Origin of the sequence: Paraburkholderia lacunae (assembly GCF_003353175.1) — a bacterium.
Classification (GTDB): Bacteria; Pseudomonadota; Gammaproteobacteria; order Burkholderiales; family Burkholderiaceae; genus Paraburkholderia; species Paraburkholderia lacunae.
In genome coordinates, this window is record NZ_QHKS01000022.1 from 1 (window position 1) to 19222 (window position 19222).

At 62.4% G+C, this 19222-nt stretch carries 17 protein-coding genes and 2 pseudogenes; 12 read left to right on the plus strand and 7 right to left on the minus strand.

The features are described 5' to 3' along the window. From DLM46_RS27675 to DLM46_RS27690, 4 genes and pseudogenes are all read right to left on the minus strand, one after another. Positions 1-330: serine dehydratase beta chain (locus DLM46_RS27675; RefSeq protein WP_279635235.1), on the minus strand; the 330-nt coding region annotated here is incomplete at its 3' end. A 693-nt stretch (positions 331-1023) separates the two neighbouring features. Continuing rightward, positions 1024-2592 carry a methyl-accepting chemotaxis protein gene (locus tag DLM46_RS27680; protein ID WP_115105629.1) on the minus strand — a complete coding sequence of 523 codons (1569 nt, stop codon included), beginning with the start codon at positions 2590-2592 and terminating at the stop codon, positions 1024-1026. A 324-nt stretch (positions 2593-2916) separates the two neighbouring features. Then, positions 2917-3021, minus strand: a pseudogene (locus DLM46_RS27685) (IS6 family transposase); the annotation flags it as partial. A 101-nt stretch (positions 3022-3122) separates the two neighbouring features. Further along, positions 3123-4589 (minus strand): TetR/AcrR family transcriptional regulator, encoded by a 1467-nt coding sequence (locus DLM46_RS27690; protein WP_115105630.1) that lies wholly within the window; start codon positions 4587-4589, stop codon positions 3123-3125. A 759-nt stretch (positions 4590-5348) separates the two neighbouring features. Between DLM46_RS27690 and DLM46_RS27695 the strand changes: the two genes are divergently transcribed. From DLM46_RS27695 to DLM46_RS27705, 3 genes and pseudogenes are all read left to right on the plus strand, one after another. After that, a complete protein-coding gene (locus DLM46_RS27695) occupies positions 5349-5540 on the plus strand; it encodes a hypothetical protein (RefSeq protein WP_115105631.1) in 192 nt (63 codons plus the stop codon). A gap of 355 nt (positions 5541-5895) precedes the next feature. Then, positions 5896-6065: pseudogene (locus tag DLM46_RS41435) on the plus strand (rhodanese-like domain-containing protein); the annotation flags it as partial. Between the two features lie 90 nt (positions 6066-6155). Then, the gene (locus tag DLM46_RS27705; protein WP_115105632.1) at positions 6156-8225 is read left to right on the plus strand and encodes a putative bifunctional diguanylate cyclase/phosphodiesterase; all 2070 of its coding nucleotides are present in this window, start codon (positions 6156-6158) and stop codon (positions 8223-8225) included. A 51-nt stretch (positions 8226-8276) separates the two neighbouring features. Here the strand turns inward: DLM46_RS27705 and dapA are convergent, their stop codons facing one another. Then, positions 8277-9197, minus strand: coding sequence for a 4-hydroxy-tetrahydrodipicolinate synthase (gene dapA / locus DLM46_RS27710; protein WP_115105633.1), 921 nt, complete (start codon positions 9195-9197; stop codon positions 8277-8279). Positions 9198-9587: 390 nt separating this feature from the next. On the opposite strand from dapA, the gene DLM46_RS27715 reads away from it, so the two are divergent. From DLM46_RS27715 to DLM46_RS27735, 5 genes are all read left to right on the plus strand, one after another. Next, on the plus strand, positions 9588-10880 hold the full coding sequence (locus tag DLM46_RS27715) for an aspartate carbamoyltransferase (protein ID WP_115105634.1): 1293 nt from the start codon (positions 9588-9590) through the stop codon (positions 10878-10880). Positions 10881-10966: 86 nt separating this feature from the next. After that, positions 10967-11260, plus strand: coding sequence for a LysR substrate-binding domain-containing protein (locus DLM46_RS40550; protein ID WP_341868608.1), 294 nt, complete (start codon positions 10967-10969; stop codon positions 11258-11260). A gap of 398 nt (positions 11261-11658) precedes the next feature. Further along, positions 11659-13908: a TonB-dependent receptor gene (locus DLM46_RS27725; protein WP_115105877.1), complete on the plus strand. Its 2250-nt coding sequence runs from the start codon at positions 11659-11661 to the stop codon at positions 13906-13908. 10 nt (positions 13909-13918) lie between these two features. Further along, positions 13919-14683, plus strand: coding sequence for a tetratricopeptide repeat protein (locus DLM46_RS27730; RefSeq protein ID WP_115105636.1), 765 nt, complete (start codon positions 13919-13921; stop codon positions 14681-14683). Continuing rightward, entirely contained in the window at positions 14680-15363 is a 684-nt protein-coding gene (locus tag DLM46_RS27735; protein WP_115105637.1) for a Fe2+-dependent dioxygenase, read from the plus strand. The genes DLM46_RS27730 and DLM46_RS27735 overlap by 4 nt, the downstream gene beginning before the upstream one ends. 72 nt (positions 15364-15435) lie before the next feature. Here the strand turns inward: DLM46_RS27735 and DLM46_RS39640 are convergent, their stop codons facing one another. Further along, positions 15436-15609 carry a hypothetical protein gene (locus DLM46_RS39640; RefSeq protein WP_165848070.1) on the minus strand — a complete coding sequence of 58 codons (174 nt, stop codon included), beginning with the start codon at positions 15607-15609 and terminating at the stop codon, positions 15436-15438. 60 nt (positions 15610-15669) lie between these two features. Between DLM46_RS39640 and DLM46_RS27740 the strand changes: the two genes are divergently transcribed. After that, a complete protein-coding gene (locus DLM46_RS27740; protein ID WP_115105879.1) occupies positions 15670-16257 on the plus strand; it encodes a nucleotidyltransferase family protein in 588 nt (195 codons plus the stop codon). 48 nt (positions 16258-16305) lie between these two features. Here DLM46_RS27740 and DLM46_RS40555 read toward each other — a convergent pair whose 3' ends face one another. Continuing rightward, positions 16306-16560 carry a hypothetical protein gene (locus tag DLM46_RS40555; RefSeq protein WP_244306392.1) on the minus strand — a complete coding sequence of 85 codons (255 nt, stop codon included), beginning with the start codon at positions 16558-16560 and terminating at the stop codon, positions 16306-16308. On the opposite strand from DLM46_RS40555, the gene DLM46_RS27745 reads away from it, so the two are divergent. From DLM46_RS27745 to DLM46_RS39645, 3 genes are all read left to right on the plus strand, one after another. Continuing rightward, positions 16450-17952, plus strand: coding sequence for a UdgX family uracil-DNA binding protein (locus DLM46_RS27745; RefSeq protein ID WP_425274021.1), 1503 nt, complete (start codon positions 16450-16452; stop codon positions 17950-17952). The two genes, DLM46_RS40555 and DLM46_RS27745, sit on opposite strands and share 111 nt — an antisense overlap. Positions 17953-18243: 291 nt before the next feature. After that, on the plus strand, positions 18244-18948 hold the full coding sequence (locus DLM46_RS27750) for a PIG-L family deacetylase (RefSeq protein ID WP_115105639.1): 705 nt from the start codon (positions 18244-18246) through the stop codon (positions 18946-18948). A gap of 103 nt (positions 18949-19051) precedes the next feature. Further along, entirely contained in the window at positions 19052-19204 is a 153-nt protein-coding gene (locus tag DLM46_RS39645; protein ID WP_165848071.1) for a hypothetical protein, read from the plus strand. Positions 19205-19222 lie beyond the last annotated feature (18 nt).

Below are 19222 nucleotides of genomic sequence, written 5' to 3' on the forward strand. Positions count from 1 at the left end.
CTGAAGACGCGGCTCGATCAGGTCCGGATCGATCCGGTCGGGCAGATTGCCTTCGAGGCCGAGCAGCACCGCTTTGTCGGTGCCGTGCCCCTTGCCGGTGGCGCCGAGCGAGCCGAACAGCTCGACCTTGACGCGGCGCACGAAGCCCAGCAGATTCGCATCTTCAATATGCGAGGCGAAGCGGCATGCAGCGATCATCGGACCGACCGTGTGCGAACTCGACGGGCCGATGCCGATCTTGAACAGATCNCTGATTGCCTTTGCGTGGGAAGTGACGTTAGGCGCCAGTACAGCAAAGCCCAAAATCCGCCGATAGAAAGAAAACGGCATCGGCATGGGATACCGCCGCCAAGCGATGGGCTGAGCGCCCTGAAAGTGCGTTTTGATAACGGTTAGTGACGGAAAAACACAAGTCCTCGCGGAGGCAATCGACGACTCGCTTTGTCGCCTCGCAGTTGGAACGTCTGCTCAAGTCCGAAAGCGGGAAGAGGCCGCAGGTGTGAGCAAAACATGGACGATCGCGTCCGGCAGCATGTCCAATGAAGGGGGCCGTTTAGCTCGCGCCAAACGGCTCGCACAGGTACGCATGTCCGATGCAAATACACGTTGCTGTCGTTTACAACCGACGACGCTGCACTTCAACGAATCGAATGGTCTTCGAACGTGTCGACTTTGCGAAGAAAGATTTCGCCGCTGTCAGAGATCGCGTTTAGCACATGTCTGCACGGAATTTCCGCATTTGCGTCACCCGCTCCCAAACAAGTACCAATGGCGTTTTCAGGACCTCCATGAAATCCGTGATTTGGGACAATCGTCCGGGTTGTGCAAAATCGGGCGGTTGTCGCGTGGAGAGCCGCTTGCAGTAGCGGCTTGGCGCTTCTGCTGAAGTGCCGTCCCACGCAGATCAACAGTCCGCGCGGACTGCTGACCGAATACGGTGAAGTAACGGACAAGGTCCGCACCAAGTCGCACCGGCAATACCGGGCCTTTGGCCAGGCTATTGAAGCGTCGGACAAAAACCCTCTACACCACCGCGGCACCCTCCTTTAAGCGGAACACGGCCACCGCGTCGTTCAACTCCCGGCTCTGCTCTTTGAGTGAAACTGCAGCAGCCGACGCTTCTTCGACCAGTGCGGAATTCTGCTGTGTCATCTCCTCCATCTGCGTCACGCTCGTGTTGACGAGTTCAATGCCGACCGTCTGTTCGCTCGAGGCGAGACTGATCTCGGCCATGATGGCGGTCACGCGCCTGACGGCCAGCACCACTTCGTCCATCGTGGCGCCAGCGTGGGCGACGAGCGTGCTGCCGTCCTTGACCTTGACGGTCGAGTCGCCAATCAGTTCGTTGATTTCTTTGGCTGCCGCCGCGGAGCGCTGTGCGAGGTTGCGCACCTCGGCGGCGACCACCGCGAAGCCGCGCCCCTGTTCGCCTGCACGAGCCGCTTCGACAGCCGCATTCAACGCCAGAATGTTTGTCTGGAACGCAATGCCTTCGATTACCCCCACGATGCCGACGATCCGATTCGAGCTTCCCGAGATTGCATCCATTGTTGCCACAACCTGGTTCACCACCTGGCCACCACGCGCGGCGATATCCGAGGCGCCCGTGGCAAGTTCGGCGGCACGGCGCGCGTTGTCGGCGTTCTGACGAACGGTGGCGGTCAACTGTTCCATGCTGGCTGCCGCCTGCTGAAGCGAGGCCGCCTGTTGCTCGGTGCGCACCGACAGATCCAGGTTGCCGCTCGCAATGGCATGCGCATCGTGCACGATGGCCTCGGTGCTCGCGCGAACCTTCTGAACCGTCTGTACAAGGCTGTTCTGCATGCTTTTCAGCGCGTCGAGCAAATAACTCATCTCGTTGTGGCGCTGCACGGCGATCACGCTGGTCAGATCACCGTCCGCGATGCGGCTGAAATGATCAACCGCCAAGTTGATCGGCTCTACGATTGCCCGCGCGAGGGTGCGCTGCGCCAGCGCACCGATCAGGAGCGCCACCCCGCCGGTTATCCCGAGCGCCCACGATATGATGCGAAGGCGCGCCTCGGCGCGCTCGAAGCGCGCCTTCTCACGTTTGACCTGATAGTCTTCGAGCGCTGTAAGCGCGGCTTGATAGTCGGCAAAGAGGGCCGCCGGCGCCTCCCGCTGCGTCGTGAGGAAATCGACAAGGTTGTCGTCGTCGAGCTGTTTCAGCGCAAGCTCAAAGACCTGATTGAGAAGCTGTTGTCGCTTGGCCTGCATTGCATCGAGCAGCGGCTGTTCCGTGCTGTCCGGCACGTGCAGTGTCCGGTAAGCGTCCAATTCCCGGTTGCTCGCGCCGAGCAGAGCATGCAGTTGCACGATTGCAGACTTCGCCGGCTTGCCGGCACTGATAATCTGCTCCGTTTCGCCGAGACCGCCGCGCAACAGCAGAAGACGTTCGGAACTCGTTTTCAGGTGCAACAGCGCGGCGGTGTCGTCTTGATACATGTCACGCAACGCAGTGCTGCTGTCGTAAAGGCCGCCAATGCCGGCCACGATGACCAGAATCAGCAATAGCGTGTAACCGGCGATCGTCGCGGCCAACCCACCGCGGATGGTGATGTGTCTGGGCATGGGCATGAGACCGGATCGGGTAGCGTCTAGACGCCGCCTGCCCAGTCCGTTCCTCCGGATAGCAAAGATCGAGCTGTAAGGAATGACTTGTTGGACCGACCCCAGCATTACGGCAGGAACGACACCGGGCATTTGCGGCAAAGCGACGTGGATACAGCGAATTGCGACACGCGCGCAGGGCGCTCGCTTTTGTTCAGGATTGTCCGCATCTCCTCAACGGATAGGGGTAGGAAACGGCGATCGCCGTCCCCTCCCTCCGAATCCGGTGTGCAGTTTTCCCGCGACGGGCTCTCCAGTCAGTTGTTTCCACATCGGGATCGGCGCGGCGCCGAACTTCTCGCACCAGCGGCGAATCGTCTCGTAGCTGACCGTCACGCCGCGCTCGAACAGCAGCTCTTCGATGTCGGGCAGGCTGAGCTGGAACCGGAAGGCAATCGTGACAGTGCCGTTCTACGCTACAGCCAGCCGGGCACAAGAAAGGAGAACTCTCTCAGCCTCGGCGGCCCATACCCCGGCGTTGCCCCTCAAGGCTAGCTTGCCTCCTTCTGGCGACGACTGCCTTGCGCGATGTCGATTGCGGTCGCCTTGATCAGTTCGAACACATCATCAAGGTTAGGCATTCGGAGACTGCCACGCCCGATGAAAATCAACAAGCCTTCGAGTTGCGTCACGATGAGCGTCGCACGCGACAGACATTCGCGCGCCGTAGCCGCTCGATCAATTTCGCGCACCAAATCCACGTAGATCGCACGATACGCGAAATACGCCCTCTTCAGCAGGTCTCGAGTAATTTCAGAACGCCCCGTAACCGATAACATCTCGAGCCAAAAACGGCTGACACGTGGATCGGAATTCTCCTCGAATACATCCTCGATCAACTCGCAAAGCCGTTGCAATGGCGGTTTGTCACTTGGCCTTCCCATGTCTGCGTATCGCTCGAGATACGTGTTCATGAGAGTAGTCACCGTGAAGTTGAAAAGATCCTCACGTGTCGGGAAATAGTGCTGCAGTGCTGACGGCAGCAACCCCAGCTCGCGGGCGATGCGCGCTTGAGTAAAGTTCGCATAACCCTCGGATGCGAATACATTGGCAGCCGTAGTCACGATCTCATTGATCTTCGTCTCTCGGCGCTTCGCCTGCATTGTTGGTCTGCTATAGAGGGCATCTTTGCCCTTGCGGTGCACAGCCAATTCGAGGCGACCTTGCAGCACGTAGATATCGGACCCGAATACTGCGGCGTGCGACGGTCCTGTCCCTGCACGGTAGGATCGCATTTTTTTGACTGCGTCAAGGTCGTCAAGCCCAGCGTGGTTTCCTGCGAGAGGCTGCTTACCCGAGAGTCCGGCGATCTTCCGCATGTAGCGCTTTGCGGCGCGCGCGAATGCGGCGTTATCCTTCTCGGACTCCCCGCCTTCGCGCTGGAATAGCATCATGCCGCCCGCCAGAGCAGCAAGTGCAAACGCGCGCACATGGCATTCGTCTTTTGTCAACGTTCGATCGATTTGCTTGATGAGGCCGGCGATAGCATCGAGATACTGCGAATAAATGTCACCCATCAATTCCGCGGCATAGGATTCGCGATGCCCGAATGCCCACGCTTCAATGAGGAAACTCGTCAGCTTGGTCTCGTAGATATCAAGGAAGATACGCTCCGCTAACGCTGAGTAGCGACTCGAAGCATTTTCCCCCTGCCTATTGATCAACTCCGCGTAGCGCTCCAGCGTCTCGCGCATGCCCGATTCGAGAGTCACTCGCAGCAATTCTTCCTTGGTTCGAAAATAGTACTGCAGATTTCCTAGCGTAATTCCAACTCGCGCAGCCACACGGCGTGCCGAAAACGTCGCGTACCCATCCTCTTCGAAAACCTCTCTGGCGGCACGCACAATCTCGGCGAGACGAAGCTCCCCCTTGCTCCGCTGCCCTCGCGTGATATCGGGCGCGGTGAGATTGACGTCAGCGGGCGTCGGCACCACTGGCAACATCATCATGCTAGGCATGCTAGCTCCTCCAACAAAGGAAATACTTTGAATTTATTGTAGGTCAACGCACCGGGTAACGGAAATTTCCTGCAGTGACGTTGTTGGACTCGCTCTACGTGGCGGCGTTTTGCAACGCTGACACGCAATGAAAGGGCCAAATCGATCGCGGATAGGGAATTCCGGCAAACTCTCCAGTCGTGGTCGGCGCTACCAGTGGGCCTCAGCGCCCTATTTGGTCTGCAACGCACCCCATCGCTTCACGTCAGACAGATAGGTGTTTTCACTCTCTTTTCCGCCTTGATTTTAGGTCACACACACACTAATCTTAGGTCAAATAACAGGATATTTTTGGTCATATTGCACTGACAATTAGGTCGCAGCGCTTTTGAGTCGGCAGTCGGTCTGTGCAGCTGGAGGCATTGAAATGTCGCCGTCCTACGCGTTGCTCGAGCGCCAAAGCGAGTGCCAGGTAACCTCCCCGTCGCCGCACAATGGCGAAGACCTAGCGAGGATCAGTCAATCGCTCCGAGGTCAGGTAAAAAAATGGTTTGCACCAGGGATTAATACGTCGGTGAAATTGACTCGACACGACAATCCGAACCTTCAATGCGTCCGGGCGGAGCTGATTTCAACAACGCAGCAGAAGATAATCTTTTTCTTTAGACATCCTGATGGTGAGTGGCGAGTATTCCCTCCTCGCCCAACGCAGCCGACCATGCGTTCCTGCTTGATGGCGGCATAAATCATCGTCGCTAATAATTGAAAGGAGTGGATGAGATGGACATCCTTGAAATGGCCCGAAATTCCGGCATGCTCGTGATGCTGGACGGACGAATCGGCCGTGAGGAATATCACAGCGTGTCTGGCTCGCTGCAGGCGCTTCAGCGATTCGCAGATGCCTTACGCGACTCTCTCAGCCTCAAGGCGAATGAAAACAGTGCTTGTCGCCAGCACGTCGTTTGGTTGTAACTGGTTATTTGCTGACGCCTTATCCGGCGATGTGCTTCCTGACGTCCGCTCTCTTCCGGTTCACCGTGCGCTGTCGATGATCGATCCGCCATCCGGCGTAAAGCTGTAGCCTGTCACGAACTGTGCGTCCAAGGTCGCGAGAAATAGGACGACGCGCGCGATGTCCTCCTCCGGCAAACCGAATCGGGCGAGTGCGTTGATCGGTGGAGGCGCATTAGCCTCGTTGCCCCTGCCTCCTCCAATGGCGGGACATTGTTAATACTGATCTTGTCGGCTGCCCAATCTGTCCCAAGTATCGAACTCACATGCTGTTGAAGTTCGTAAATTCCGCTAATGACTTCCGTTGGAGCGCTACACCCACTGCGCCGGTCCGCACTGTAACGGCGCCGCGCGCGGCGCTTCGCGCAATTGGGGCGCCCGGTCAAGCTGATGATCGGCGGCATCACGGGCTGGCTCGACGAAGGGCTCGAGCTTGAACTCGCGCAAGCCACGGCCGTGCAGGAGACCACCGGTTCCAGCCACTGACTATGGCCAGGATAATGAAAATCAATTAAATAAACCCCACCATCAGTCGATAACCAGTTAAGCCGCTTCCCTTTCGTGGTTGGACTTGACATGCTGAGCTCTTACAATTTTTGGCTGGTGGCAATATCGTTCGTCGTCGCAACGCTAGCGTCATATACGGCGCTCGACCTGACCGGACGCATCTTCCTGCTCGCCTCGCCCCGTCTGCGCCACGCATGGCGGCTGGGGGGCGCCATGGCGCTCGGCGTCGGCATCTGGTCGATGCACTTCGTTGCGATGCTGGCATTCTCGCTGCCGATTCCGCTCGGCTACGACTTCGCGACAACCGCCTATTCGCTGGGCCTCGCGATCGGCACGTCGTATCTGGCACTGTTCGTGACGACTCAGGCGCGGCTGACGGCGGCTCGGCTCGTGAGCGGCGGCGTGCTGATGGGGCTCGGCATTGCCGGCATGCACTACACCGGCATGGCGGCACTGCGGATGGAACCCGGCATCCGCTATCAACCAGCGTGGCTGGCCGCCTCGATTGTCATTGCGATCGGCGCGTCGACCGCCGCGCTGTGGATCGCGCACGCGCTCAGCGACGACGACAAGCGCCACGTGTTGCGCCAGCGTTTCGGCGCGGCGCTGGTGATGGGCGTCGCGATCAGCGGCATGCATTACGCCGGCATGGCCGCCGCCGAGTTCCCACCCGGCTCCGTGTGCGGCGCGGCCAAAGGGGTCAGCGCCGCGTGGCTCGCGACCTCGGTGATCCTGTTCACGTTTGCGATTCTGCTCGGCACGCTGCTGCTGTCGCGTTTCGATGCGCGCACCACCTTCCTGACCGGTGCGGTGTCGAGTCTGAACAGCCAGATCATGCGCCTCGCGACGCTCGACACACTGACCGGCTTGCCGAACCGCAACACGCTGACCGAGCGCATCGAACACGCGATTCACCGTTCGCGCCGTCAGCACTCGCTGTTCGCGATCCTGTTCATGGATCTCGACGGTTTCAAGACCATCAACGATTCGCTTGGCCACTCGGCCGGCGACGAAGTGCTGTCCGCATTCGCGCAGCGCCTCCTGCTGTGCGTACGCGAGAACGACACGGTGGCGCGGCTGGGCGGCGACGAATTCGTCGTGCTGTGCGAGAACCTCGCTTCACGCGAGGAGGCCGCCCTGATGGCCGAAGGTGTGCTCGAACGGATGCGCCAAGGCGTGTGGGCGGATGCGCAGCCGTTGCAGGTGATGCCGAGCATCGGCATCGCGCTCTGTCCGCACGACGGCAATACCGTTGACACCCTGCTGAAACATGCCGACGCAGCCATGTACGAAGCAAAACGCGCCGGGCGCAGCACTTATCGCTTCTTCGAACGAAGCATGAACGAGGCCGCGACGCGCACGCTGCAAATCCAGCACGCCTTGCACGAAGCACTCGCCGCCGGACATTTCTCGCTGCACTTCCAGCCCAAGTTCGCCGGCAACGGCGACTCGCTGGCGGGCGCCGAAGCGCTGATCCGTCTGCATCACGCCGAGCTCGGCACACTCGCGCCGCTGGAGTTCATTCCGATTGCCGAGCGCTCGGGCCAGATCCTGCAGATCGGCTACTGGGTCTTGCGCGACACCTGCCGGCAGATCCGCCGCTGGAGCGCGGAAGGTTTGCCGCCGATGAAAGTCGCGATCAATCTGTCGCCGCGTCAGTTGTCGCAACCGAACCTGGTCGCGAAGATGCTGGAGATCGTGCGGGCCGAAGGCGTGCGATGCGAACAGATCATGTTCGAAATCACCGAGTCCGTCGCGATGCAGGATGCGCCGAAAACCATCGAAATGATTCGCGCGTTCCAGGCAAGCGGCTTTGAAATCGCCATCGACGACTTCGGCACCGGCTACTCCAGCCTCGCCTATCTGCAACGCTTTCGCGTCAAGCAGCTGAAGATCGACCGTTTCTTCACCAATGGTCTCGACGAACATGGCGCGGAAGGCCACGCGATCATTTCGGCGATCATCGCGCTCGCGCACTCGCTGGAGATGGACGTGGTGGCCGAAGGCGTCGAGACCGAATCGCAACGCGATATGCTCAAGGCGATGAGGTGCGACGAAATGCAGGGCTTCCTGCTCGGCAGGCCGCTTACCGCCGACGCCTTCAGCGACCTGCTTAGAGGAAGAATGGCCGCCGTATGAACAGTCGGCGTCAGATCCGTTTGCAATCCCGTATCACAGCGTAGCCGCTCTTCACGCCGCGGCGATGGCGTCCGGCTCGTGTCGAGCAAGCCCGTCCAGCTCCCTGAGCCGCTCGACCAGCGCAGCGCCGGCGCGCGTCATCGGCATGCGCAGTTCGTTGCGGATCAGGCCATGCGCAGCCAGCAGCGCCTTCACCGGTCCCGGATTCGGTTCAGCAAACAGCGCCTGAATCAGCGGTGCGAGCGCGTGAAAAATGCGCCGCCCTTCTTCGAGCCGGCCCGCCGCGAGCGCACGATATAACGCCACAAACCGTTCGGGCCGCAGATGCGCGGACGCCGCGATTGCCCCGCTTCCGCCGAGGCACAAGGTGTTGAAGATATTGACATCTTCGCCGGTGAGCACCTGCAAGCGGCCGTCGCGAATCAGCGCGAGCGTGATGTCGAGCGAACCGGCGCAATCCTTCACCGCCTGAATCTGCGGATGCGCGGCGAGCGTGAGCAGCGTATCGAGTTCGAGCCGCACGCCGGTTCGATAGGGAATGTCGTACAGCACGACCGGCTTTTCGCTGGCGTCGGCGAGCCTCGTGAAATGGCCGACGATACCCGCTTGCGAAGGCCGGATGTAGTACGGCGCGGCCATCAGCACACCGGCGATCGGCAACGAATTAAGTTGCACGATGCGCTCGCGCATGCTCGCCGTGTGATTGCCGGATACGCCGACCAGCACCGGCAGCGCTTGCGCATCCCCGCTGCGGCCGGCCATGGCCCGCGCTTCGTCGAGAATGGTCGCCAGCACGGCGTCCTGTTCCGCGGCGTCGAGCGCGGCCGGTTCGCCGGTCGTGCCGAGCGCGACCAGACCGGCCACGCCGGCCTCGGCATAGCGGCGCACTAAACCTCGCAGCGCCGCGTGATCGACTTCGCCGTCGGCGAACGGTGTGATGAGCGGAATCCAGATACCCGAAAAAATAGACATGTCTTTACCTCGAACGCGACCGTATCGATTCCGTAGAGCGTGCGAGGAAGGAAAAACAGGTAATGCCGAAGGCGGGCGTTGACCGGCTGTTCCGTCGCACATCTGACGGAACAGCGTGCTCCGGTCAGATGAGCGGCTGTTTTTTGGCTTTGGCGCTAACGCTCGCGCAACCCGCGCGTGCGATCACGACGACGTTCGCAAGAACGAAACGTGCGGTGCGTGACGAGCGGAGTCGGAGCGTTTGGCCGGTATGCATGAAGCGCAGTGTAACCGGCTCGGGCGCCGTTTGACAAAGCCCATCTCAAAATTACTTGACTTCTACGCCGAGCAAATTAATATACGCAACGCGTACATGACCCGGTACGAACTCCACTCTCGACAGGTGAGCGCATGAGCGTCCCGCAACAAGCCTTCCTCCGCGACGCGATGCGTCGCCTGAACATGACCCGCGACACCTTTGCGAGCCGTATCGGCGTGTCGCGCCGGGCGCTCGACACGTGGCTGCTGCCGGACGACTCGCAGGAATCGCGGGCGATGCCGGAGATCGTCGAGCGTTTCGTGTCGGAAATCGTCGTGCACGGCGAGCCGGGCGAGAAGCGTACGCAAAGCGTAGACACACAGTCGCTTGCGAGCCAGATGCTGTTCGAGGGCAAGCCGCAACTGCTGTCGGTCGACCAGTTCTCGCGCGATTCGGTCGAGGCGCTGTTTCGCGTCGCCGACATCATGCAGCCGATCGCGCGGCGCCGGAAAATCTCCCGCGTGCTCGAAGGCGCGGTGCTCGGCAATCTGTTTTTCGAAGCCAGTACACGGACACGCGTCAGCTTCGGTGCGGCGTTCTGCCGGCTGGGCGGCTCGGTGTGCGACACCACCGGCTTCACGTTTTCGTCGATGGCCAAGGGCGAGTCGATCTACGACACCAGCCGCGTGATGAGCGGCTACGTGGATGCACTGGTGATCCGCCATCCGGAGCAAGGCTCGGTGGCTGAATTCGCGCGGGCGACCAACGTGCCGGTGATCAACGGCGGTGACGGTCCCGGCGAGCATCCGAGCCAGGCGCTGCTCGACCTGTACACGATCCAGCGGGAATTCTCGCGCCTGGGCAAGATCGTCGACGGTGCGCATATCGCACTGGTCGGCGACCTGAAGTACGGGCGCACCGTGCATTCGCTGGTCAAGCTGCTGGCGCTCTATCGCGGCATCAAGTTCACGCTGATCTCGCCGCCGATGCTCGAAATGCCGGGCTACATCATCGAGCAGATCTCGCGCAACGATCACGTAATCGAGCAGACCCACGATCTCACCGCCGGGCTGCGCGGCGCGGACGTGGTGTACGCCACGCGCATCCAGAAAGAGCGCTTCACCGACGAATCGTTCGAAGGCTACACGCCCGACTTCCAGATCAATCAGGCGCTGGTGGATAGCGTGTGCGGCAGCGACACCTTGATCATGCACCCGCTGCCGCGCGACAGCCGACCGGGTGCGAACGATCTGAGCGTCGATCTGAATCACGATTCGCGGCTGGCGATTTTCCGGCAAACCGATAACGGCATTCCGGTGCGGATGGCGATCTTCGCGGTACTGCTGGGCGTGGAAAAACTGGTCCAGCATTCGATGCGCGACGCCGCATGGCGCCCGCCCGCCTATCTCGGTCCGGACGACGCGGTATTTCACGGCATCGATTGATCGGTTGATCGATCGTTTGGCGGGTATGCGCCAATGGAAAACGGCCTTGCTGAATCAAGAGCAAGGCCGTTTTTTGTGCCGCCGCGATTAAGCCGCCGTGCGATCAACGCGACGAGCATCTCGACGCGCTCGGCCGCGAACGGCGCGTCGCGCTATCGGTCCAGCATTTCACGCTGGTGCCCGAGTTGCTGTCGAAAACCAACTACGTGTCGACGCTGCCGTCGCGCTTCGCCGCGCGTTATCCCGATCTGCTCGACGCTTTTGCGCTGCCGTTCGAAGCACGCGGCTTCACGCTGTATGCGGCTTGGCATCCGCGCAACCAGGCGGATCCGGCGCTCGTGTGGTTGCGCGCCACGCTGGCGGAGCTGGCCGAACTGTAAGAAGTCGGCGAGAAGCTGACGAAAAGCCGAAGAGAAGCCGAAGCAAGGCCAAAGAGAAGTCGACGGCCCGCGGTTCAGACTTTTGGCGGACTACCCGCGCGCCCAAAACGTCGTAAAGGGTCCTGCGAGCCGAGATCGAAAGCCGCTCCCGGTAACCCGACCCAGCCATCAAAGTCGCTCTTTATCCCGATAAGTTCGGCCATTTTTCGGAAATTTCACCCTAACCCCTCGTAAAACTCCCACCGCACCTTATAGCCTATTATTGAGAATGCTTCTCAATTACACTCAAGCTGAATAGAATGCGCACCACAAATGTTTTGTAATGAACATGAAATATCCGGGTAAGGATTGCGATGTCCGCCCGGTCATCAGATTCACGACGAGGGATAAATATGAAGATGAAGTTGCGGTCCGACGAACCCCGGTTCGGCAAAATCAGCACGACGCTGTGCAGCATGCTGGCTGCCGGCCCCGCCCTCGCCCAGGGCTCCGCCGGCACGCCGGCGCCCGACAAGGAAGGCCAGCTGGCGCCGATCACCGTGCAAGGCCAGGCTGACGACGGCTTCAAGACCGACCACTCGGCGTCGGTCAAATTCACTGCGCCGCTGGTCGATACGCCGAAATCGGTGACCGTGATTCCGCAGGAGTTGATCCAGAGCACCGGCGCCTCGACGCTGACCGAAGCGCTGCGCACCGTGCCGGGCATTACCTTCGGCGCCGGCGAAGGCGGCAATCCGCTCGGCGACCGGCCGTTCATCCGCGGCTACGACGCGCAGGGCAGCACTTTCGTCGACGGCCTGCGCGACATCGGCGCGACCACCCGCGAAGTGTTCAACATCGAAAGCGTCGAGGTAACCAAGGGTTCCGACGGCGCGTACGGCGGCCGCGGCGGAGCTGGCGGCAGCGTCAACCTGATCAGCAAGACCCCGCATCTGGGCAACTCCGCCGCCGGCAGTGCGGGCCTCGGCACCGACCGTTACCGCCGCTTCACCGCCGACGGTAACTGGCAAATGGCCGATCACGCGGCCTTCCGCCTGAACGTGATGAGCCACAACAACGACGTGGCCGGCCGCGACGCGGTCAACAACGGGCGCTGGGGCATCGCGCCGTCGTTCACGTACGGCCTCGGCACGCCGACCCGCGTGACGGCCAGCTACTACCACCTGTCGACCGACGACCTGCCCGACAGCGGCATTCCGTACTTCTACACGACCATCAACAAGCCGGCCAACGTCAACACGATCTATCCGGCCAACGTGGACCGTCACAACTTCTACGGCCTGATCGACCGCGACTTCCGCAAGACGGCCTCGGACGTAGGCACAGTGCGCATCGAGCACGACATCGACAGCAACCTGACGATTCGCAATACCACGCGCTATACCAAATCGACGCAGGACTACGTCTGGACCCAGCCGGACGACAGCCAGGGCAACGTGGTCAACGGCAAGGTGTGGCGCCGCGCGAATACGCGTGCGAGCGACGTCTACAGCCTCGCGAACCAGACCGAACTGTTCGGCGAGTTCAAGACCGGCTTCCTGAAGCACGGCTTCACCACCGGACTCGAGTTGTCGCGCGAAACCAGCGTGAACGATTCGTACAAGGTGGCCGCCGCGACCGGCAAGATCTGCCAGACCAAGGGCATCGGCGCGGCGTCGGGCTACAACTGCACGAGCCTGTGGTCGCCGAATCCGAACGACCCGTGGGCCGGATCGGTTAGCCAGGCGAACGATCCGAGCGAGCAGCGCACGGTCACCAAATCGCTGTACGCGTTCGACACGATCGAGTTCACGAGGCGCTGGCAAGCCAACGTCGGCCTGCGCGTCGACGATTACTCGACGAACTTCCGCAACACCGTGGCCAGCGGCGGCAAGCGCGTGTCGCGCGACGACACGCTGTTCAACTACCAGTTCGGCCTCGTCTTCAAACCGGCTTCGAACGGCAGCCTCTATGCGTCGATCGCGACCTCGTCGACGCCGGCCGGCTCGCTCCTCGGTCAAGGCAGCGAAACCCAGTCGCTGACGCCGGGCCGCGGCGGCGTCGGTGCGAACGCCGCTCAGCTCGCGCCGGAAAAGAACCGCAGCTATGAAATCGGCACCAAATGGAGTGTGCTGAACAACCACCTGTCGCTGACGGGCGCCCTGTTCCAGATCGACACGACCAACGCGCGCGTCACGCTGCCGAACAACGAATACGCGATGGTCGGCAACAAACGCGTGCAGGGTTTCGAATTCGGCGTGGCCGGCCAGTTGACCAGCCAGTGGCAAGTGTTCGGCGGCTATACCTATATGAAGAGCGAGTTGCGCGACAACGGCCGGACCACCCCGGACAACGGCCACCAGTTCCCGAACACGCCGAAGAACAGCATCAGCCTGTGGACCAACTACGACGTGCTGCCGAAGTTCACGATCGGCGCCGGCGCGTTCTACATGTCGCAGGTGTACGGCGACACGGCGAATCTGCGCGCGGTGCCGTCGTACTGGCGCTTCGACGGCATGGCGACGTACCGGATCAGCAAGAAAGCCGATCTGCAACTGAATGTGCAGAACATCTTCAATCGCACGTATTTCGACCAGGCGTATCCGGCGCATTACGCGTCGATCGCGCCGGGACGTTCCGCGTTCCTGACGCTCAACGCGCACTACTGAGCACGGCGAGATGGAACACGTAAGCGTGAAAGCGCTGGCGAGCGTGTCGCATGACGAACTCGCCGCGATTCTTTCCGGTCCGCCCGCCCAGGCCGCCGTATGGGTGGCGGCGGCTGCGCATAACGGCATCGTCGAAGCGCAGGCGGTATATGGCCAGTATCTGCTCGACGGTCACGGTGTCGAACGCGATGCCGCAGAGGCGTTGACGTGGTTCAGGCATGCGGCCAGGCGGGATCATCCGATGGCGATGAACATGTTGGGCCGTTGCTACGAACACGGCTGGGGAACCGCCGCATGCGCGCCGGTGGCGGTGTACTGGTATCGGCTCGCGGCGCAGTCCGGGCTCGATTGGGGCATGTACAACTATGCGTCGGCGCTGGCGCTCGGCAACGGCATCGAGTGCGATCGCGCAGAGGCGCTGCAATGGTTTCGGCGCGCCGCCGATCTGGGTCACGTGAAGTCGATCAATTTCATTGGCAGCTTCTATGAGGACGGTTGGGAAGTCGATGCGGATGCCAACATCGCACTCGACTATTACCGGCGTGCGGCGCAAGGCGGCGATTTCCGCGGTCAGTTCAACTACGCGCGCCTGCTCGCCGAGCGCGGCGAAATCGAGGTCGCGCTGGGCTGGTTGCGGTGCGTGCCGCATACGGCGACCGCGGCATTCGTCGCGAAGATGCGGGCGTGGCTCGCCGAGTCGCCGGTCAGTGCGTTTCGCGCACTGGCTGACGATATCAGCCCGGCGATGATCCCGGCGCAGGAGTCGCGCGCATGATGCTGCATCTGCAAGGCGTGCTCAGCAAACAGCAGGTCGCGCAATGCCGTGAGGTCCTCGACGCGGCGCAATGGATCGACGGCAATGCGACCTCCGGCGAACAGTCGGCGCAGGCCAAGCGCAACCAGCAATTGCCCGAAGGATCGCCCGCCGCGCGCGCGGCGGGCGACGCGATTCAGGACGCACTGGGCCGCAATCCACGCTTCTTTTCCGCGGCATTGCCGCTCAAGGTGTTTCCGCCGCTCTTTAACCGCTACGCAGGCGGCGACGGCTTCGGCACCCATGTCGACAACGCGATCCGCCAGTTGCGCGGCACCGACTTTCGCATTCGCAGCGATCTGTCCGCCACGCTGTTTCTCGCCGAGCCGGACACCTACGACGGCGGCGAGCTTTGCATCGAAGACACCTTCGGCGTGCATCGCGCGAAGCTGCCGGCCGGCGACATGGTGCTCTACCCCGCTTCGAGTCTGCATCACGTGAGTCCGGTGACGCGCGGCGTGCGGGTCGCGTCGTTCTTCTGGATTCAGAGCATGGTGCGTGACGACGGCGAGCGCGCACTGCTGTTTCAACTCGACAACGACGTGCAGCGCCTTGCCGCGGAGAAAGGTTCAAACGATGCGACGGTGGTCAGTCTCACCGGGATTTATCACAATCTGCTGCGCCGCTGGGCCGATGTGTGAAGTGGGCTGAAGCCGCCAACTCCTCATCTGGCGCAAAACAGGCTTTCTTTTTGCAGCCAGAAAGAAGGCGCTTCAGCGGTGGTCGTCGAGGTGCACGTCGATGCGGAACTCGACACGATCCGCGTGCGGCGCGTGGTCGGCGTGTATGACGTGCGGCGCGTGGGTTTCATGAATGGACCCGCTTCCCCCTCCGAACGGAAGAGCCGTGGCGTTGGCGTTGGCGTTGGCGTTGATGGTCGCATTCACGCTTGCCTGTATGTGCGTTGCATCGCACAATCGACTTCATCCTTTCTACCGGTGTCGCCCATGGCCTACGCCTCGCTCGCCACAGGCGTGCTGCTCGCCGCCGGCTCCGGGTCGCGCTTCGACCCGGACGGCCTGCACAACAAACTGCTTGCGCGAATGCCCGACGGCATGCCGGTCGCCCAGGAAGCCGCGCATCGGCTGCTGAGGGTCGTCACGCGGGTGTTGGCCGTGGTGCGGCCGGGCTCGGACGCACTCGCGCGCTTGCTGAACGACGCCGGTTGCGACGTGATGTTTGCCGCCGAAGCACGGCGCGGCATGGGCGCGAGCCTCGCCGCCGGCATCGAGGCCAGCGAGGACGCCGAAGGCTGGATCGTCGCGCTCGCCGACATGCCGCGCATCGCCGTTACGACGATCGAAGCTGTGGCCCGCGCGCTCGATGGCGGCGCTTCGCTGGTCGCGCCGTTTTATCAGGGACAGCGCGGCCATCCGGTTGGCTTCGGCGTCGAACATCGCGAAGCTTTGATGATGCTCGACGGCGACACCGGCGCGCGCTCGCTGCTGATGTCGCAGCATGTGACACGGCTGGATATCGACGACCCGGGAATGCTGCGCGATGTGGATACGCCGGAGGATTTGCGCCGCGTCTAGCGCTCTCGACGCGGGCTCCCGGGCGGCACGCTTGCGCGAGGCGTACGTTTAGGCGGATACTGTATATCCATACAGTATTTTGGCCGGATGGATCAGCGCATGACGTGATGCGCCCATCCACGGCGCGTCAGCATGAAACGCATTCCGATTGAACCGTCTTTTGCCGCATGGCGGCGCACCGCGCGAACGCTGCTGCGGCAAGGTGTCGAGCCTGGGCAGATCGAGTGGATCGAATCTGACCGCGCTGCGGCGCCCGAACAGAAGGGACTTGATGTTGCCGTCGGGGATGTTGCCATCGTACATGGTGTGCGCTCTCCGGCGGCTATCGGAACTGGAGCCGATTCCGGCACCATTGACACCTCAAACATGTCGGGCCCCTCCAGCACTGCCGCAGCCGTCCCCGCAATTCCTCGCGAACTGCTCGCCTGGCTGAAAACGGCGGGCTGCTTTCGGGCGCCGGACCGCTGGGCGCTGCTGTATCGCGTCCTGTGGCGTTGGACGCGCGGCGAGCGCAACGTCCTCGATCTCAACGACGCCGACGGCGCGCTGCTCAATCAGCGCATCCGGGACGTCGAGCACGAAACGGACGACCTGCTCACACTTACGCTGTTCAGGCGGCGCGATCCGTCGATGGGTCCGCCTGAGTTCGTCGGCTGGTACGAGCCGCATCATGATGTGCTGGAGCGCGCCGCCGCGCGGTTCGCCCCTCGCATGGGCGCTTCCACGTGGACGCTGATCACCCCGCACGGCGCGGCATTCTGGAACGGAATGCTGCTGCGCATCGGGCAGCCGCTCCCAGACGAGGCCGAATACGCCGCTCAGGTGTCTGTGTCGGATCAGGTGCCGGATCAGGTGTCAGCTCAGGCGTCAGCCGCGAGCGCCATGACCGGCGAAGCCATCACGAGCGAGCCCACTGAAGCGCTCTGGCTCGCGTATTACGCAAGCGCCTTCAATGCGGCGCCGTCCCCCGTGCCGCTGCGCTACTGGCGAACGCCGCCGGCAGGTCCGCCGTTACCCGCGCATCTCGCACGGGCGCGCAGCCGTCTTGGCGCACAAAGCGCCCCTATTACGGTACCGGACACGCCCCCGGTCGAGTATTCGGCGCTGACGCCGCCGTTGCTCGAACCTCGCGGGCCACTCGCCACCTGCAGGCGGTGCGCTTTATGGCGCAATGCGACACACGCGGTTGCAGGCGCCGGGGCGGCGGATGCGGCAATCATGGTGGTCGGCGAGCAGCCCGGCGAGCACGAAGACCGGCAAGGCGAACCCTTCACCGGACCGGCCGGCCAGTTGCTGGACACCGTGCTCGCGCGCGCGGGCGTCGAACGCGCAGCGCTGTATCTGACCTATGCCGTCAAGCATTACAAGTGGGAATTGATCGACCAGCAGCGCGTCCACCGTACCCCTGCGCGGCGCGAAGTCGAAGCTTGCCAGTATTGGCTCGAAAGAGAACTCACGCGGATCGCGCCGCGCGTCGTCGTCACGCTCGGCGCGACCGCGCTGAAGGCGCTGACCGGCGCGCACACCAATCTATCCGAATACCTTGGCCAGACGATCTTCCACGGCGGGCGCCTGGTCGTGCCGACCTATCACCCGGCGTATGCGCTGCGAACCGCCGACGCCCGCTTGCGCGCCGACATCGAGGCGACGATCGTGACGGCCTTCAGCCGCGCGGCGCAACTGGCGAACGGCTGAGAGCACCGCGCCCAAACCCACACGGAGCCACATGAGCCGCACGAACGAACCTGCGCGCCACGCGCCCGCAAACGCCGTTTGACGGTGAGGAAGTTCGGGAAACCTGAAAACCGCAACGGTGAGCGTCTGCGGGAGACAAGTGCCGGATCGCCGCGGCCGGGCATGCCGCTTGCACGCCAAGACTTTCACGCAAGCCGTTTCGATTCAGCCTAAGCTGATGTGACACCGCGATTTCGAGCGCAACGCCCAGGCGTCGAATGCGGCCCGCGCGCCCACACCACCACCCTATCCATGAGCGAAACCAGCCCGCGCCTTTTCATCGTCTCGCCCCATTTCAACGACGCCGTGTTCAGTTGCGGCGCACTACTCGCCGCGCATCCCGATGCCGCGGTCTGCACGGTATTCGCCGCCCCGCCCGAGCAGGCAATGCATACCGAATGGGATGAAAAGTCGGGATTCACGGACGCCCATCAGGCAGTCCACGCACGCACGCTCGAAGACAACCGCGCGCTCGAGGTGCTCGACGCAATTCCGTTGCGCATGCCGTTTCGCGACGGCCAGTACCTCGACTCGCCGTCGATCGCCACGCTGGAGGCGGCGCTCGAAGAAATCATCTACCGCTCAACCGCTAACACGCTGCTAATGCCGCTCGGCCTGAAGCACGCCGACCACCAGCGGGTGTACGAAGCCTGCTGCGAAATCCTGCCGCGCCTGTCGCATCTCACGTGGTTCGGCTACGAGGAAGCGATCCACCGGCGCACGCCCGGCGTCGTGCAGGCGCGGCTCGCCGATCTGGCGCGGCGCGGCATCGTCGCGACGCCGGCGCATCCGAGCGCGCATCACACGATCGATCCGGAGCGCCAGGCGCTGCTCAAACGCGAAGCCGTCAACGCGTACGAAAGCCAGCTGCGCGCCTTCGGCGCGGGCAACTACGAGGACGTTTTTGCCACCGAACGTTACTGGCAACTCAGCGTCTGCCGCCGGCCGAAAAAGTAGCCGCCCGGCGCGTGTCGAATCGCCTACGCTTGAAAAGAACGGCAGGCGCGTACCCAACCGCCGCCGGCCGTATCGGCCCACTTCCCTACTTCAAGGTGATGCAATGAGCTACGACATGCATACCAGTCCGATTCCCGATCCGCACGCCGATCCGACCCGCGACCCGGAAGGCGATCCGCTGGTGCCGCCGTCGCCCGGTCATCACACCGAGGAACCGCAGCGGCCGGAGGGACCGCCGGACAAGGATCCGGTGTGAGACCGCGCGCTCATGAAC